The 15538-nt window shown below is 54.9% G+C and carries 11 protein-coding genes; 3 read left to right on the forward strand and 8 right to left on the reverse strand.

All coding sequences use genetic code 11. The features are described 5' to 3' along the window. Positions 1–23: 23 nt before the first annotated feature. From GZH47_RS05235 to yidD, 3 genes are all read right to left on the reverse strand, one after another. Positions 24–974, reverse strand: coding sequence for a metal ABC transporter substrate-binding protein (locus GZH47_RS05235; RefSeq protein ID WP_225446366.1), 951 nt, complete (start codon positions 972–974; stop codon positions 24–26). A 129-nt stretch (positions 975–1103) separates the two neighbouring features. Then, on the reverse strand, positions 1104–3119 hold the full coding sequence (gene metG / locus GZH47_RS05240; protein ID WP_162639036.1) for a methionine--tRNA ligase: 2016 nt from the start codon (positions 3117–3119) through the stop codon (positions 1104–1106). Positions 3120–3562: 443 nt separating this feature from the next. Then, complete coding sequence (gene yidD, locus GZH47_RS05245) at positions 3563–3838, reverse strand: membrane protein insertion efficiency factor YidD (protein ID WP_162639037.1); 276 nt, start codon at positions 3836–3838, stop codon at positions 3563–3565. Between the two features lie 282 nt (positions 3839–4120). Here yidD and GZH47_RS05250 point away from each other — a divergent pair, with 282 nt between their 5' ends. Further along, positions 4121–5113, forward strand: coding sequence for a Gfo/Idh/MocA family protein (locus GZH47_RS05250; RefSeq protein ID WP_162639038.1), 993 nt, complete (start codon positions 4121–4123; stop codon positions 5111–5113). Between the two features lie 29 nt (positions 5114–5142). Further along, on the forward strand, positions 5143–6132 hold the full coding sequence (locus GZH47_RS05255; RefSeq protein WP_162639039.1) for a helix-turn-helix transcriptional regulator: 990 nt from the start codon (positions 5143–5145) through the stop codon (positions 6130–6132). Positions 6133–6304: 172 nt separating this feature from the next. Here the strand turns inward: GZH47_RS05255 and GZH47_RS05260 are convergent, their stop codons facing one another. Both GZH47_RS05260 and GZH47_RS05265 read right to left on the reverse strand, forming a co-directional pair. Continuing rightward, the gene (locus GZH47_RS05260; RefSeq protein ID WP_162639040.1) at positions 6305–8335 is read right to left on the reverse strand and encodes a stalk domain-containing protein; all 2031 of its coding nucleotides are present in this window, start codon (positions 8333–8335) and stop codon (positions 6305–6307) included. 156 nt (positions 8336–8491) lie between these two features. After that, complete coding sequence (locus GZH47_RS05265; protein WP_162639041.1) at positions 8492–8713, reverse strand: hypothetical protein; 222 nt, start codon at positions 8711–8713, stop codon at positions 8492–8494. Positions 8714–8896: 183 nt separating this feature from the next. On the opposite strand from GZH47_RS05265, the gene GZH47_RS05270 reads away from it, so the two are divergent. Then, complete coding sequence (locus GZH47_RS05270) at positions 8897–9547, forward strand: YktB family protein (RefSeq protein WP_162639042.1); 651 nt, start codon at positions 8897–8899, stop codon at positions 9545–9547. 99 nt (positions 9548–9646) lie between these two features. On the opposite strand, the gene GZH47_RS05275 is transcribed toward GZH47_RS05270, so the two are convergent. From GZH47_RS05275 to GZH47_RS05285, 3 genes are all read right to left on the reverse strand, one after another. After that, on the reverse strand, positions 9647–12649 hold the full coding sequence (locus tag GZH47_RS05275; RefSeq protein WP_162639043.1) for an efflux RND transporter permease subunit: 3003 nt from the start codon (positions 12647–12649) through the stop codon (positions 9647–9649). 277 nt (positions 12650–12926) lie between these two features. Further along, a complete protein-coding gene (locus GZH47_RS05280) occupies positions 12927–14135 on the reverse strand; it encodes an MFS transporter (RefSeq protein WP_162639044.1) in 1209 nt (402 codons plus the stop codon). Positions 14136–14154: 19 nt separating this feature from the next. Further along, on the reverse strand, positions 14155–15411 hold the full coding sequence (locus GZH47_RS05285) for an MFS transporter (protein WP_162639045.1): 1257 nt from the start codon (positions 15409–15411) through the stop codon (positions 14155–14157). Between the last annotated feature and the right edge of the window lie 127 nt (positions 15412–15538).

The following is a 15538-nucleotide window of genomic DNA, read 5'->3' on the forward strand; positions in this document are numbered from 1 at the left end:
CCGGACCAATGACATGCCTCTATTTATTGTAAAGCTTGCACTAGATTTTGCAAATTCGTCTGCATGAGCGAGAAATAATCTTCTCCTTTGGACGCCTGCTTAGGCGTTAACCCTTCAAGCGGATTAAGCACCATCGTTTGGACATGCGCTTCTCTGGCTAGCGTTTTGGCGATTTCATCCGAGACGAGCTCTTCGAAGAAGATATATTGGATGCCATTCGCCTTCACGAATTTCGTGATGTTCAGCAAATCCCGCGCCTTCGGCTCGGCATCCGGGGACAACCCCATTATAGCCACTTGCTTCAAACCGTAATCACGCGCCAGGTAGCCGAAAGCCTGATGCGACGTCACGATATCCTTCTTCTTCACGGTTGCAAGCGTGTCGGCATATTGCTTATCGAGCGCGGACAGCTTTCCTTCGAGCACCTTGTAGTTGGCCTCATAAGCATCCTTATGCGCCGGGTCGGCTTCGCTGAAACGATCCAGCACCGTCTTCGCCATGATGATCATCGACTTGGGACTGACCCATGTATGGGGATCGACATGCCCCTTGTCCGGATGATCGTCTTCGTCTTCGGGATTACCGGATATTTTCTGAATGCCTTTGCTGACCTCGACCGTCTGGAGCTTCGAATTGCCCGGCAGGCCTTCCAGGAAATCATCGACCCATCCTTCCAAGCCGGCGCCGTTATAGAGGAACAATTGCGCCTTCGACACCGTGTCCAAATCCTGGCTCTTCGGGCTCCAATCATGCGGCTCGACGCCTGCCGGTATCATGTTGATGACATTGGCGTCCGCGCCTCCGATCTGCTGGCCCAAGAAGTAGAGCGGGTAGAAGCTGGTCACGACGTTCAGCTTTCCCTCTACCAGCTTGCCTTGACCGGAAGGGCCGCAGCCCGCGGTGAAAATAATCAATACCGCAAGCGAGGCCGCCGCGGCTGCAAAACGATAACGAAACCATGATTTCTTAAACACGCGTACATCCACCTGCCATCTATTATCATCCATAATCGTAAACATTACTATTACGATTATATAGAGGGGCATGTGCCCTGTCAACAAACGACCGCCGGGGCTGCACGCCCCGGCGGTCAATATTCACGCTTATTTCACAATTGCGCCGTTCGGCATATCTTCCGGAACCGTTGCCAGCGTCAGCTGGTCGCCGTGGGATGCCGCAAGGATCATCCCTTGGGACATCTCGCCGCGCAGCTTCACCGGTTTCAGGTTGACGACGCAAATGACTTTGCGTCCGACCAGGTCTTCCGGCTTGTAGAATTTGGCAATGCCGGATACGACCTGGCGCTGTTCGAAACCAAGATCGAGCTGCAGCTTCAACAGCTTATCCGCTTTCGGAACGGGCTCGGCGGCAAGCACTTGAGCGACGCGAAGTTCGACCTTGGCGAATTCGTCGATGCCGATTTCTTCTTTGGCATCCGCTGCCGCAGGCTGTGCCGACGCCGGAGCCGATGCTTGCGCCTCGGCAGCAGGCAAAGCTTGAGCCGCTTCCTCGGATGCTTCCGCAGACGCTGCCCCGCCGTTCATGGATACGGCGATGAAGGCCGTCTCTTCCGCAACGTCGAGACGCGGGAAGATCGGATCGCCCTTCGCGACGCGCGTTCCGCCCGGCAGCAGTCCGAATTGCTTCGTGCTTTCCCAGTCGGTCAGCGCGCCTTCCGCGATGCCCAGCTGGGCGCGAATCTTGAGCGGCGCGTTCGTGAGGAACGGCTGCAGCAGGATGGAAATGATACGCAGCGACTCTGCCAGGTGATGCATGACGGAAGCGAGCTCGCCCCGCTTCTCCTCGCTCTTCGCGAGCGTCCACGGCTGGGTCTCGTCGATAAATTTGTTCGTCCGGCTTACCAGCTGCCAGATCGCCGTCAGCGCAACGGAGAACTCCATTCGTTCCATCGCCGCTTCGACCTGCTCCGCCGTGCCTTGGGCAAGCGCAGACAGCTTCTCGTCGAACGCCGTTACGGGACCATCGTAAGCCGGCACTTCGCCGCCAAAGTACTTGTCGATCATCGCGACGGTCCGGTTCAGCAAATTCCCGAGATCATTCGCCAGGTCGAAATTGATCCGATCCACGAAGTTTTCCGGCGTGAACGTTCCGTCGGCGCCGAACGGCACTTCGCGAAGCAGGTAATAACGAAGGGCATCGAGGCCGTAACGGTCGATCAGGGTTACCGGATCCACGACATTGCCTTTCGACTTGGACATCTTGCCGTCCTTCATGAGCAGCCAGCCGTGCGCGAACACTTTCTTCGGCAGCGGCAAGTCGAGCGCCATCAGCATGATCGGCCAGTAAATCGTATGGAAACGCACGATCTCCTTGCCGACGAGATGAACATCCGCCGGCCAGAATTTGTCGAAGCGGCCGTTATCGTCCGTCCCGTAGCCGAGCGCCGTAATATAGTTCGACAAGGCGTCGATCCATACGTACACGACATGCTTCGGATCGCCTTTGACCTTGATGCCCCAGTCGAACGTTGTGCGGGATACCGCAAGATCTTCGAGGCCCGGTTTAATGAAGTTGTTGATCATCTCGTTCTTGCGGGATTCCGGCTGGATGAAATCCGGATTCTCTTCATAATATTGCAGCAAGCGGTCGGCGTATTTGCTCATCCGGAAGAAGTAGCTCTCTTCCTTGACCAGCTCTACGGGGCGTCCGCAGTCCGGACAGTTGCCGTCGACCAGCTGGCGCTCCAGGAAGAACGATTCGCACGGCGTGCAATACCAGCCTTCGTAGTTGCCTTTGTAGATGTCGCCCTGCTGCAGCAGGCGATCGAAAATTTGCTCGACGACGACTTTATGACGGTCTTGCGTCGTCCGGATGAAATCGTCATTGGAAATATCGAGCTTCTGCCATAGATCCTTGATAAGCACGACGATATCGTCAACGAATTGCTGAGGCGTCTTGCCTTTCTCCGCGGCTTTGCGTTCGATCTTCTGTCCATGCTCGTCGGTGCCGGTCAGATACCAGACGTCATAGCCTCTCAAACGTTTGTAGCGGGCCATCGCGTCGCCTGCCACGGTGGTGTACGCGTGTCCGATGTGCAGCTTGTCGCTCGGATAATAAATCGGTGTCGTAATGTAAAACGCTGGTTTGCTGTCGCTCATGCGTAACACTCCCTCTAGCCTGCTTCAAGCAAGCATTCATCATAGACTCAAAAAAACAGAAAAAGCCCCCGTCCGCTATGGGACGAAAGCTTGTCGCTAACGTGGTACCACCCAAATTCCTCTCTTCCGTCACACCGGATGCGCAGCCGCGTCCGTTCGGGAAGAAAGCTTCATTCGGCTCACCGGATCACTACACGCGGTGCTCCACCTCTCGGCAACGCACCTCATCCGCGCAGATGAGCAAAAGACCGGTAACGAGGTCAATCGCCGCAGCCTTGCCCAGCCGTCGTTGCGCGCTGCTGCTCGGAAGCGGTTCTCCGGGACCATTTTCCACAAGCTGTTCCTTGCCGGTTTCCAGCTCCCCCGGCTCTCTGGTAAGGTCATCGCTTCTGTACTTATCCGTTCATCGAATGCCATATTCAATACGAATGCTCTTGCTGAAACTATACCGAATCCTCCGATACGCTGTCAAGAGCGGCCGACGCTTGGCGTTCAAGCTCTTCGCGCGTCGGCGGCACGAGGTCGACTCCGCCCGGATGAAACGGATGACAGCGGCCGATTCGCCTGATCGCCAGCCAGCTTCCGCGCAGCGGCCCATGCTTGTCGATCGCCTCCAGCGCGTAAGCGGAGCAGGTCGGATAAAATCGGCAGGTCGGCGGCTTAAGCGGCGAAATATAGCGGCGGTAGACATGAATCGGCGCTTTAATAACGGCACGCATGGCAGCTCCCCCTTCTACTATTAAATATGCGCGCGCGTACGCAGGCTTAATGGTATCTATCATGACGCAATTCGGCTTCGGCGTCAATTTTCAAACAGCTTACAAAATAGCGACAACTCATTTGTCGTGATTTTGTATGTTTATTGTCACGGAAACGTATTATTGCACGATTTCATTTGTGTTACCGTATAGACATGTCGCATAATTAGAGCAAGTAAAACTCTAAATGTACGCCACAACTGAAGTTTCTTGCATCTACCCACTATTAGGAGGAATAATTCAATGATTCGCGTTGCTATGCTCAGCTATTGGCATGTTCATGCCTGGGATTACACCAAACAAGTTCAAGAAAATCCGAACACCGAAATCGTCGCCGTATGGGACGAACTGTCGGACCGCGGTCAAGAAGCCGCCGCTAAACTCGGCGTTCCGTTTATCGCTAATTTGGATGAATTGCTCGCGCGCACGGACATCGATGCCGTCGTCGTCGATACGCCGACGAACATCCACCGCGATGTCATGGTGAAGGCTGCCCGCGCCGGTAAACATATTTTCACGGAGAAAGTCATTGCGCCTACGCTGCGCGAAGTCAACGAAATCATCGCCGCGGTTCGCGAAGCAGGCGTGAAGCTGACCGTTTCGCTGCCGCGCCTTAACGACCGCTACACGTTGGCAGCACAAGAAGTGCTGAGCCAAGGCTTGCTCGGCGAGCTGACGCAAGCGCGCGTCCGTTTGTCCCACAACGGCGCGATCGCAAACTGGCTGCCAGAACATTTCTATAACCTCGAGCAATGCGGCGGCGGCGCGCTGATCGATCTCGGCTGCCACCCGATGTACCTGACTCGCCTCTTCCTCGGCTTGCCTACGAGCGTAAGCGCGGCATTCGGCTACGTAACGGGCAAAGAAGTCGAAGACAACGCGGTTGCCACGCTTCGCTACGAGAACGGCGCTGTCGGTATTGTCGAAGCAGGTTTCGTAAACGCACATTCCCCATTCTGCGTGGAAATCCACGGTACGGAAGGCACGCTGCTGTACGGCTTGCCGGATGAAGTCGTACGCGTTCGCAGCAACAAGCTGAATTCGCAAGAGTGGGTAACAATCGAACAGCCAGCACAACGCATTTCCGCATACGATCAATGGGTCGGCCACGTACTGAACGGCACGGAAGCGGAAGAGAACGTTGGCTATGCGATCGATTTGACGAAATTGATGGAAGCCGCTACGATCTCCAACGCCGAGAAACGCGCCGTTTCCCTGTCCGAGCTGCAAAATTAATCTGCGATCCCTAGTATTCGAAGGAGGCGATGAAGCTGGCTAAACCGTTTGCTTACACCTTGATGGCCGAGCGAAATGACGCGATCGACAGGCTCGATATTCAATTCCGCTGGGGCGGTTACGGGTTTCGCGTGCTGCGCTGCCACTTGACCTCCTTCTCACCGGGCAAGATCGTCCGATTCCATAAACATTCGGAGTACGAGTTTCATTTCATCCCGCGGGGCAAAGGCACTGTCATCCTGGAGGATGCCGTCTATCCGCTCCACGAAGGCTTGTTCTATTTGACCGGGCCGAACGTCATCCACCAGCAGGAAGCCGATGCCCGCGAAGCGATGGATGAGCTCTGCCTCCACATCGACATCGTTCCGATCAAAGAATCGGATCAAACCGCCGCTTGGGGCGATCCTTGGGAACGCCATGAAGCGGAAGCCTGCGTTCGGGCGCTCGACAATCTGCCGCTTCGGCCGCATGTCGATCAATACAATGCGATGGCTTGGTTTCTGACGGCTTACCGCGCTTGGAACGAAGGACAGCCGGGGGCGTTCTCCACCATCAAGCAGGCGATTATTCAAATCCTGCTTCGCGCCGCGCGGATGTCCGCCATTCCGAACGTAACGTTCGAACCGCCTTCCCGCAACATCAACGAGCACCGGTTTCGGATTGCGACGCAGTTCATTCATGACAACTACGCGCAGCCGCTCACGCTGCAGGAAGTCGCCGAACGGATTCCCATCAGTCCAAGGCAGCTGCAACGGGTATTCCGCGAACAAGGCGAAGATTCGTTCACGGCTTATCTGGAGAACTACCGGCTCTCCCAAATCTGTTCGGCCATCGTCGAGGGCAGCCGCCCGATCGAGCAGATTGCGTTGGAGCACGGCTTCGCAAGCAGCAATTACTTATACTACGTCTTCAAGAAACGGTTCAACATGACGCCGAAGCAGTTCCGCAAACAGCATGCGGGCGCGGCTGCCGAAGAAGAGCAGCTTGTCCCCGTCATCGCTGGAGAACGGGAACGATAGGCCGAGTGGACCCCTGTGCTGCTGCAACCAGCAGCAACACGAAAAACCGTGCATCCCCATAACTTGGGGATGCACGGTTTTTTCATATGCCGACCGCGATCGGCTATACGCCATAGCTGATGCTATGTCTTCTCGTTCCATTTCTTATTTAATAATGGCAACTTGCAGCTTGCTACCAGCGGAGCTCCGGCAGCGGCAGGAATGTCAGCGCAATCGGAAGATTGCTGCCGCCGGCGAGCGTGAAGACGAGATCCACCGATTCCTCCGTATCTCCGGTTCGGTAAAGCACCGTAGCCTGCGTGTTGTTCATCAGCGAAGACGTCACGACTCGTCCGTTTACCATGAACGATCCCGTATAGATGCCGCCCCGCGGGTTAAGCGCGATCAGCGTATTCGGCGATACATGCGGCAGATGCATGCGGTACAACGTTCCAAAGTTGCCGGTGTTGTATTGCAGCTCGCCTGTCGTATCGTCGATGCCGTCCAAATACTTGTCGATCGTCTTATCGCCAATCACGATCCGCTGATCCATATCGCCAAGCGTATCGTTAATGTCGATCGTGCGGTCCGCGTTGTTGAACGTACCTCTGACGTGAATGCCGTCGCGCGGCATAACCGCCAGCTTCGGCAGTTCCGTAATCGGATTCTTATCGGCTGCTACGACGACCACATGGAACTGCAGTTCTTGGTCGCTGTAGATATCCGCGTAAGCAGACAATACTTCGTTCAGCTTCATCGGCACTTTTGAAATGTCGGGCAAAATTTCGATGGTTTGATGCGGCTTCACCGTCATCCACTTCGGCGATGGATTGCTGCCAACGGATGTCAAATACCGCAGCGTCGACATCTTGGCCGTATTGGCGACAATCGGATCCGGGCCGCCGATGCCGATCGAACTCGTATTGACGTTTACCGTGCTGCTGTTATTGTTAGTCGCGAGCAGATACATGCGAACCGGATAACCGATTTTGTTCACGTTATGGAACATGAACCTGACTTGCCCGGTAAGCTGCGCTTCGTACGCGATGCCTTCCTGAATAAGCGTCTCCGGACTATTGCTGCGAACCAACTGGGAACGCACGGAGTTGATCGTATAACCGATCGCCGGCATTTTCGGTACCGACGCCCCATCGATCGTGAAGTTGTCGCCTACCTTCGTATTCAAGCGCTCATACTCTTCTTTGGTGTACAATACGCTGTTCGAGACCGAAACCGTCTTCGTGACGGTCGACGTCAAACCGTGCGAATCCTCGACCACCAATGTAACCGAATGATCGCCAGCTTCGAAGAAGACTTTATCGTTGCCCGTATACGTTCTGCGAACGATGGCATTCTCGTCGTCCGTACTCATGTCGATGTAGTTAACTTCTTCACCGATCCGGTACTGCGATTTCTCTGTCGTGAAATCCGCAACAGGCGGCATATTCGGCGCTTTGACCGTCACCGTCACCGAATACGGTTCGCTCCAGATTCCGTTCGTGTCTTCAAGCTGGTGCGTAATCACATAAGTGCCAGGTTCGGGAAACACGTCCATCCGGCCTTCCCAGCGCTCATCGACGAACGGCTCGCCAGTCGCATTCGTGGAATGATCGATGTACGAGACAATCGTCTGTCCAGCGAAAATTTCACCAGGCTGCACTTCGAAATTCGCCGTTGGCTTCGGCGGAATGACGGTAGTCGACCATTTCAGCGTAATCGTCTTGTTAACGACCGCTATCGTGCTGTCCGCCATCTCCCCCCAAGAACGTAGCGGCACCATGAGGTAACCGTTCGAAATGAAAGGAACGCCTGTCAGCTTCGTCAATACGCCGTCCCGGTAGGCAAAACCGCTGCCCATTTTGAAAACCAGCTCATGCTGGTCACTCTTCGCGATCGATTCTTTCTTCGCGGCATCGTACGAAATTTTGTAGCCGTATCGGGCTGCGATCGAACTGAACGGAATAAACGTCCGCCCATTGATGCTCACAACCGGCTGCGCGGATTTGTACGCGGTTCCGTTATGCAGCATATTGGCGCTTCCCATCGTCAGATCAAGCCGATTTGTAAGGGTGACGGCACTCGGAAAACCAAGTCCGTTCGTGACAGTAGTGTCGGTCGTGGTTACGGGGACGATTCCGCCTTCCGCAAACGTGTTCTTTGTTGCAGCGCTCGTAATCGACATTACGAAGAGCGATACAAGCAACATCCATTTTAGCGATTTCATGATGCGTCTCCTTTTCCTTGCTTCTCATGGCCATGCGCGTTTGTCGCGTCATTTGCCGGCTGTCCTTCAGCCTACTCAAACAACAAAGACGTTCATGGTTCGTAAAAGTTGCGAAAAGTCGGAAAGAGACAAGTTTTAGACACATCTTGCAACCGGTTAACGGTTAACGCGCATATTGATCAAGAAGAACGAAATCATGACGAGAAAGGAAGCGATCGTAATGAACGCGAACGTCATCCTTACTTTCAACTTCTTCGCGAGCAGCACGGCATTCTGCTCCTGGCGGGCAAGCGTTACGGCACGATGCATGAATAAATACACGATCAATAGCGCGACGAAAACCATATTCGATAAAAACCATAATTGCTGCCAAAACATGAATGACCTCTCCCAACCTCAGGTGTACAACCATACTAAAGTAGACTACCGGAATCGCTGCGAGATTGCAAACCCGTACCTATGCTATAATCAAAAGGATGCTAGTTGGACAAACTCACATGCGAATGCAGCCGCATTGCGGCTTTATGCGTTTTCCTGCGACCGAAAGGATGAATGATTACGATGACACTTACTACCGGCTCCACGATCGGAGCGTTTGTCGGCTTTACGTCCGATGATTTCGACGTGTTCGCCATTCCGGGACTCGAACCGCGGATGGACGCGCTAATCTCCCGCATCCGGCCTAAATTGAACGAACTCGGCGAGCAGCTCGCGCCGTTCCTGACGGAGATCTGCGGAGAGCCGATGTTCCCGCATGTCGCCAAGCATGCGCGTCGGACCATCAATCCGCCGAATGATACCTGGGTCGCGTTCGCGCCGGGCAAGCGCGGTTATAAAATGTTCCCTCACTTCCAAATCGGACTGTTCGGCTCCCATTTGTTCGTGCAATTTGCCATTATTTACGAGTCCGACAACAAGTCGGTGTTTGCGGAGCATGCACTTAAACAGCTCGAGGATATCGAACGGCATATTCCGGCCCATTACGTCTGGTCGGGCAATCATATGGTACCCGGCGGCGATACGCAGGCCGAACTCGGCCGCGATGGACTTGCCAAGCTTCTCGAACGGCTTCGCGCCGTGAAAGCGTCGGAAGCGCTCTGCGGCATCATCATCGACCGCGAGGATCCCGTCCTATCGGACGGCCAAGCCTTCATTGCCAAAGTGGAAGAAACGTTCCGCACCGTGCTGCCGCTCTATAAAATGTCATTTTAACGAATGGCCTCGCATTTATAACGTGCCCATTCGCACAAAAAGCCTCGCGCCGTCCATCGGCGCGAGGCTTTTATGCTCAAGCGGGCAAAGATTCGATTATTATGCCGCATGCTCCATCTTAGCGTCTACGCGCTGGCGCTTGGATTGGCGGAAGAAGAACAGTTCGTAAATGCACGGCACGATGACAAGCGTGAGCAGCGTCGCTGCGGCAAGACCGCCGATAACGACGATGGCAAGGCTTTCGGATACGATGCTTCCGCTTTCCGACGAGCCGAACACGAGCGGCAGCATCGCGGAAATCGTGGCGATCGCCGTCATCAGAATCGGACGCGTACGAGTAGCCGCCGCTTCGATAAGCGCTTCGCGGATCGTCATCCGCTGCTCGTTCTGTTTCACGCGGTCAATGAGGACGATCGCATTCGTGACTACGATGCCGACGAGCATCAGTGCTCCGAAGACGGCGGTGAAGTCAGGCGTAATCCCCATGACGAGCAATCCGACGACTGCGCCGATCGCAGCTAACGGCAGCGAGCACAGAATGGCGAGCGGTGCGCGCAGCGTCTTGAACGTAACGACCATGATCAGGTATACGATGCCGATGGCGATCAACATGATGATGCCTAGATCGGCGAAATCGGACGATTGGTCCGCGGAAGCGCCGCCTACGGTAAACGTTACGCCGTCCGGCTTCTTGAGCTCCCCGACTTTCGTCGTAATTTCCTTGCCGACTTTCGACAGCTGCTTCGGATCCACATTCGCGACGACGCGGACGTACGGCTTGCCGTCTTTATGGTAATAGACGCTTGCTTGCTCGCTCTTCACGAGCTTCGCGACGGAGGATACTTGCGCCGGGCCGGCAGCCGTCATAATCGTCAATCCGTTCAGATCGGATTGCGATTTCGGATTAACGGACGGCTGCAGCACGACATTCGTCGTCCGATTGTCGATGGTCAACGAACCGAGCGGGATCGGATTCAACAAGCCTTGCAGCTGGGAAGCCACTTCCGTACCATTCGTTTGCGACGGATCCAATTGGAACGTGTAGACCGGTTTCTTCTCATCTTGGTTCGTTTTGACTTTCAAGACGTTTTTGATCGGTTTAATCGCCGCAACGACTTCGTCCGCGCTCTTGGCAATCGCCTCGAGGTCGTCTCCCGTTACATCGACGAGCACCTGCGTGCCGCTGGAACCGCTCATGAAGTCCATGGCTCCCGCATTCAGCTCTGCATCCTTGAAGGAGGAGCGCTGTCCTTGCACGGCCGCAATCACTTTCTCGGCGTCGGCGCCGTCTTTCATCTGTACAAGGTAGGTCACGAGCGTCGGCGAACTTACTTCACCGAATTTAGCCGAATCGGAACTGTTGCCGTTCTGCATCAGCACCCAGTCGATTCCGGCGTTCTTCGACAGGAACGCTTCCAGCTTGCGGCCGCCTGCGATCACGGCATCATGAGGCGTTTCGCTTGGATATTCCAGCGTGATGTTCAGGTTCGCTGCATTCGAAGAGTCGATCGCGCCTTTCGGCATCGACATGTAGGCACCTACGGAGCCAATCAGCAGGCCAACGGCGATAACGAGCGGCACCCATTTGTGCGCCAAGCACCAGCCCAGGAAATTCGTGAACCGTTTGGAGCTTTCGTGCTCTTTCATTTTCGTATTGCGCAGCAGCACGGCGCTGAGCAGCGGCACGACGGTCAACGCTACAAGCAGCGAGGACAGCAGCGAATACGTAACCGTCAACGCGAACGGCAGCAGGAACGATTGCAGCGAACCGCGGAGCAGCCCCATCGGCAGGAATACCGCGACCGTTACCAGCGTGGACGACGTAATCGCCGTAGCCACTTCCTTCGTCGCCTCGGTTACGAGGCTGATCGAGAAGGCCTCCTTTTGCAGCCTGCGGTAAATGTTCTCGATCACGACGATGCTGTCATCCACGAGACGGCCGACGGCGACCGCGACGCCGCCAAGCGTAATGATGTTCAGCGTAACGCCGGAAATTTGCAGCAAATAAAGCGTGATGCCAAGCGACAACGGAATCGATACGATCGTTACGAGCGTCGCGCGGATATTGCGCATGAAGAGCAGGATGACGACCGTTGCGAACAAGGCGCCCATCAATACTTCGCGAAGCATGGAATTGACGGAATGCACGACTTGCTCCGATGTGCTGGACAACACTTGGATGTCGACGCCTTTGATGTCTTTGTTCAGTCGGTCGACCGTATCTTGCACGGCATTGCCCACTTTTACGGCATTGGCGTTGGCCGTCTTGGAGATCGTCAGCATGAGTACGTCTTTGCCGCTCAGGCTGCTGATGCTCTCCTGATCGTTCTCCATCTTCACTTCCGCCACGTCGCCTAACGTCACGCCTTGCGCAACGGGCAGCTTGCGAAGCGTATCCAGATCGCCCACGCTGGCTTCGACAATAATATTGCCGGATGCGCCGTCGATCGTTTTCTCGCCGATGGAAGCCGCTACGTTACGGCCTTGCAGCACGCCCATCAGCGATTGGAACGGTACGCCTTTCTCGGAGAGCTTCGACGTATCCGGAATAATCGAGATGCTTGGCGTGGATTTGCCGCTCAGGGAAACTTCGCCTGCACCGTCGACTTTCTTGAATTCGTTAATTAAATCTTTCTCCACTTTCTCCCGGTCTGCTTCCTTCACGCCGTCCAATCCGATGGATACCCAGGAAATCGGAATCATCGTAGTGTTGAACTGTACGACATAAGGCGTCATGACGCCTTGAGGCAGCTGCACCGCGTTGACTGCCGCTTCGACCTCGGCCTTCGCGTCCTTCATGTTCGTCTTCGAATCGAACGACAAGTCGATCTTGGAGAACCCGTTGCCGGATGACGAGGTCATGAGGCTCTTGCCTTTGACGAACTGCACCGCGTCCTCGAGCTTATCGGTTACTTCCGTTTCCATCGATTTTGCGTCATAGCCCGGACCGATCGCCGCTATGGTTACCATCGGGTTATCGGCGGACGGAAGAAATTCCATCGGAAGCCTGAAGTAACTGATGACCCCCATCGCCAGTGCCATCAGCACGACCAGCTTCATTGCCGCTTTGTTATTGAACGCCCATTTTGTAATCCACTGCATTCTTTTTCCATTCTCCCTTCAAACTATGGTTCTCCTCGGAACTCCTTGTTAAAGTCTACCTTTTCGCTCAAAGGACGGTAAACGTCTGCAGACCAGTCTTTATCCCCGACCTAAGACGGAGAAGACACAGCGTCCCGCGACGTAGTCGGCTATGCGCTTACTCGTTATGCAAGGGCTTGGTTTACGCCAATAAGACGCAAAAAAAGCTTCGCTTAGGCTCGTGGGCCATCATGCGAAGCTTCATTTCATTCCTATTAAAATTCGATTGCGTTCGAATTCATTCGATCGATACTTTAACCGATGCCGAAGGCTCGACCGAACCGTCCTTGCGATCCAAGCTGCGGAAACGGACCAGGAACGTAAGCGCGGCAATAGACAGGATTCCTCCTGCCAAGAACGGCAGCGTCAAGTGAACCGAGTACAAGAACGCGCCCGCAAGCGGTCCGATAATCCGACCCAAACTATCCATCGACGAGCTGAGTCCCGATGCAACGCCCTGTCCCACCGTTGTCTTCTGCGTGATGAGCGAGGTTACGCAAGGACGTATCAAGGCATTCCCGACGCCGAAGATAGCCAGATAAATGGTCGCGGAGATCAGCGTATGCGCAGACACGAGAAGCAGGAATCCGATCGCCGAAATGATCAAACCGGCCGCAATATACGCCGGTTCCTGCCCTTTGCGAATCCGCCTGCGCACGATGCCGCCTTGAACGAGCGCACCGACCAGGCCGCAGATCAAGAACATGAAGCCGACTTGCAGCGGCGATACATCGAACCGCTTGATTCCGAACAGCTGAAGCGTGGCTTCCAGGCCGGCCAACGACAAGGAAACGAACAGTGCCAGCACGTAAAGATATTTCAAAGACCCGGTAAACGCGCTCCATCTGGACGGCTTGCGCTGCTGCGTGCTTTGGCGCATTTCGGACGGCAGCGATTCCGGAAGCTTCGTCACGGCGATGAAGAACGTCACCAGCGCAAGTGCCGCGGCAGCGAAGAACGGCGTGTTCCGCGAAACCAGGCTGAGCAGTCCGCCGAAGCCGGGACCGATCGTAAAGCCGAGTCCGATCGACATGCCGACGAGCCCCATGCCCTTCGTCCGTTGATCCGGCGGCGTAATATCCGCTACGTAAGCAACGATGACGGACGTTACCGCACCCGAGAACAGACCGCCTAGCACGCGCGACGCGTACATGATCGGCAGGCTGCCATCCGCGATGCCGAATACCAGGAAACTCGCGGCGAAGCCGAGCACGCCGATGAGTATGACAGGACGGCGCCCGATCCGATCCGACAATCCGCCCCAGAAAGGCGAAAGAAGAAACGAGATAAGCGAATATAGGGAAAGCATCATTCCCGTATGAAATTCCATGGATTCCGGGCTCGCTTCTTTAATAAGCTCCGGCAATACCGGAATAATAATTCCGAATCCGATAAAAGTCGACATCAGCATAACCATAACGATGCCCAAACGGTTGTCTCTCTTCATGTCATTCCCTCCACTTCGTTCATCGTACCACATCTGTCCGATGTCTGGTTATGAACAAATGAAGAACAAACAAGAGCAACAATACGGCTCCGCTGACGAGAAACGGAGAATGAGGGCCTAGTTTATCCCACAGTTTTCCTGACGCTACGCTGCCGAATACCATGCCAAGACCCTCGATCGTCAGGAAGAAACCCCAGACGGCGCCGCGTTCCGCTTTCGGAATCGCTTGGGCGATCAGCGCGTTCCAAGCCGGAATGATGCAAGCATAACCAAGACCAACGAAGGCCACGATAAGCAGCACCATCGGCAGCGAGCGCGTATATCCGAGCGTGGTGAGCGAGATTGCAGCCGTGATGAAGCCTACATGCAGGAACCACTTCGTTCCGAAACGGTCTACCCATTTGCCTACGGGGATCAATCCGAGCACCGTTACGGCGCCGCCCGCAACCAAATACATACTGTACTGTTGAGGCGACAAATGCAGCACCGTCCTCGCATATTGCGTCAGTACCGGCGTCAACAGCCCCAGCGCGAAGTTTTGCGTGAACATCGCGGGATAGAGCAGCTTGCTCGCATGAAGCGAAGCGCCCACCTTCGCAAAATAGCGCTTTACGCGCACAGACCATGGCAGATGACGGTGCGCCTCGTCCGCAGCGCTCGGAATCTCCCGATTTTCCAATGCCATCGACTGCTTCTTGCCCGGCAGGAAGAAAGCGACGAGCACGACGACGATCATCATGCCGATTAGAATGCGAAACGCCGGCGCATATGTATGTACGATGAAGAAATTGATGACGATCGGCCCGCAGCCGACCCCGGTCAGCCAAGCCATATAGACGACGCTCATGATGGTACCGCTGGCTTCGTTGCCCGCTACGGTCGTCGCGCCGTTAATGACGCACGGCCAAAGCGGCGATGTTCCGATGCCAAGCAGCAAACAAGCCGCGATGATCCAGCCGAAGCCGCTCGTAAAACTGACGAGCAGCACGGAGGCGCTCGTGAACAAGACGCCGAACAGCATCACGTACCGATAGCCGATGCGGTCGATAATCCAGCCGAGCGGCGAACGAAACGCGTTATCTCCAATATACTGCAGCGCAAGCGCCCAGCCGACCGCGTACGCGGTCAAGTTCAGCTCCTCCCGCATATAAACAGGAAGAATAGATACGAGCAGTGCGCCTTTGACGAATTCTACCAAATACATAATGACGAGCAGCTGAACGACGAACGGCGATGACAATACTTTTTTGCCCGCCCAGCCCTTTGCGATCTCCATGTCTGTTCTCCTTCCATGCCATGTCCGGATTAGCTTCGTTCCTATAGTCTCAACAAAAATGCCGCTTGCAATCCCCCCTGATTTTGCTATACTCAACTTTGTTTGTAACAATACAATTAAACAATCC

This window comes from Paenibacillus rhizovicinus (assembly GCF_010365285.1).
Lineage (GTDB): Bacteria > Bacillota > Bacilli > Paenibacillales > Paenibacillaceae > Paenibacillus_Z > Paenibacillus_Z rhizovicinus.

Bases quoted from the DNA above. Each gene is read 5' to 3' on its own strand.
- metG (WP_162639036.1), bottom strand. From the start codon at position 3,119: ATGAGCGACAGCAAACCAGCGTTTTACATTACGACACCGATTTATTAT.
- yidD (WP_162639037.1), bottom strand. From the start codon at position 3,838: ATGCGTGCCGTTATTAAAGCGCCGATTCATGTCTACCGCCGCTATATT.
- GZH47_RS05250 (WP_162639038.1), top strand. From the start codon at position 4,121: ATGATTCGCGTTGCTATGCTCAGCTATTGGCATGTTCATGCCTGGGAT.
- GZH47_RS05255 (WP_162639039.1), top strand. From the start codon at position 5,143: ATGAAGCTGGCTAAACCGTTTGCTTACACCTTGATGGCCGAGCGAAAT.
- GZH47_RS05260 (WP_162639040.1), bottom strand. From the start codon at position 8,335: ATGAAATCGCTAAAATGGATGTTGCTTGTATCGCTCTTCGTAATGTCG.
- GZH47_RS05265 (WP_162639041.1), bottom strand. From the start codon at position 8,713: ATGTTTTGGCAGCAATTATGGTTTTTATCGAATATGGTTTTCGTCGCG.
- GZH47_RS05270 (WP_162639042.1), top strand. From the start codon at position 8,897: ATGACACTTACTACCGGCTCCACGATCGGAGCGTTTGTCGGCTTTACG.
- GZH47_RS05275 (WP_162639043.1), bottom strand. From the start codon at position 12,649: ATGCAGTGGATTACAAAATGGGCGTTCAATAACAAAGCGGCAATGAAG.
- GZH47_RS05280 (WP_162639044.1), bottom strand. From the start codon at position 14,135: ATGAAGAGAGACAACCGTTTGGGCATCGTTATGGTTATGCTGATGTCG.
- GZH47_RS05285 (WP_162639045.1), bottom strand. From the start codon at position 15,411: ATGGAGATCGCAAAGGGCTGGGCGGGCAAAAAAGTATTGTCATCGCCG.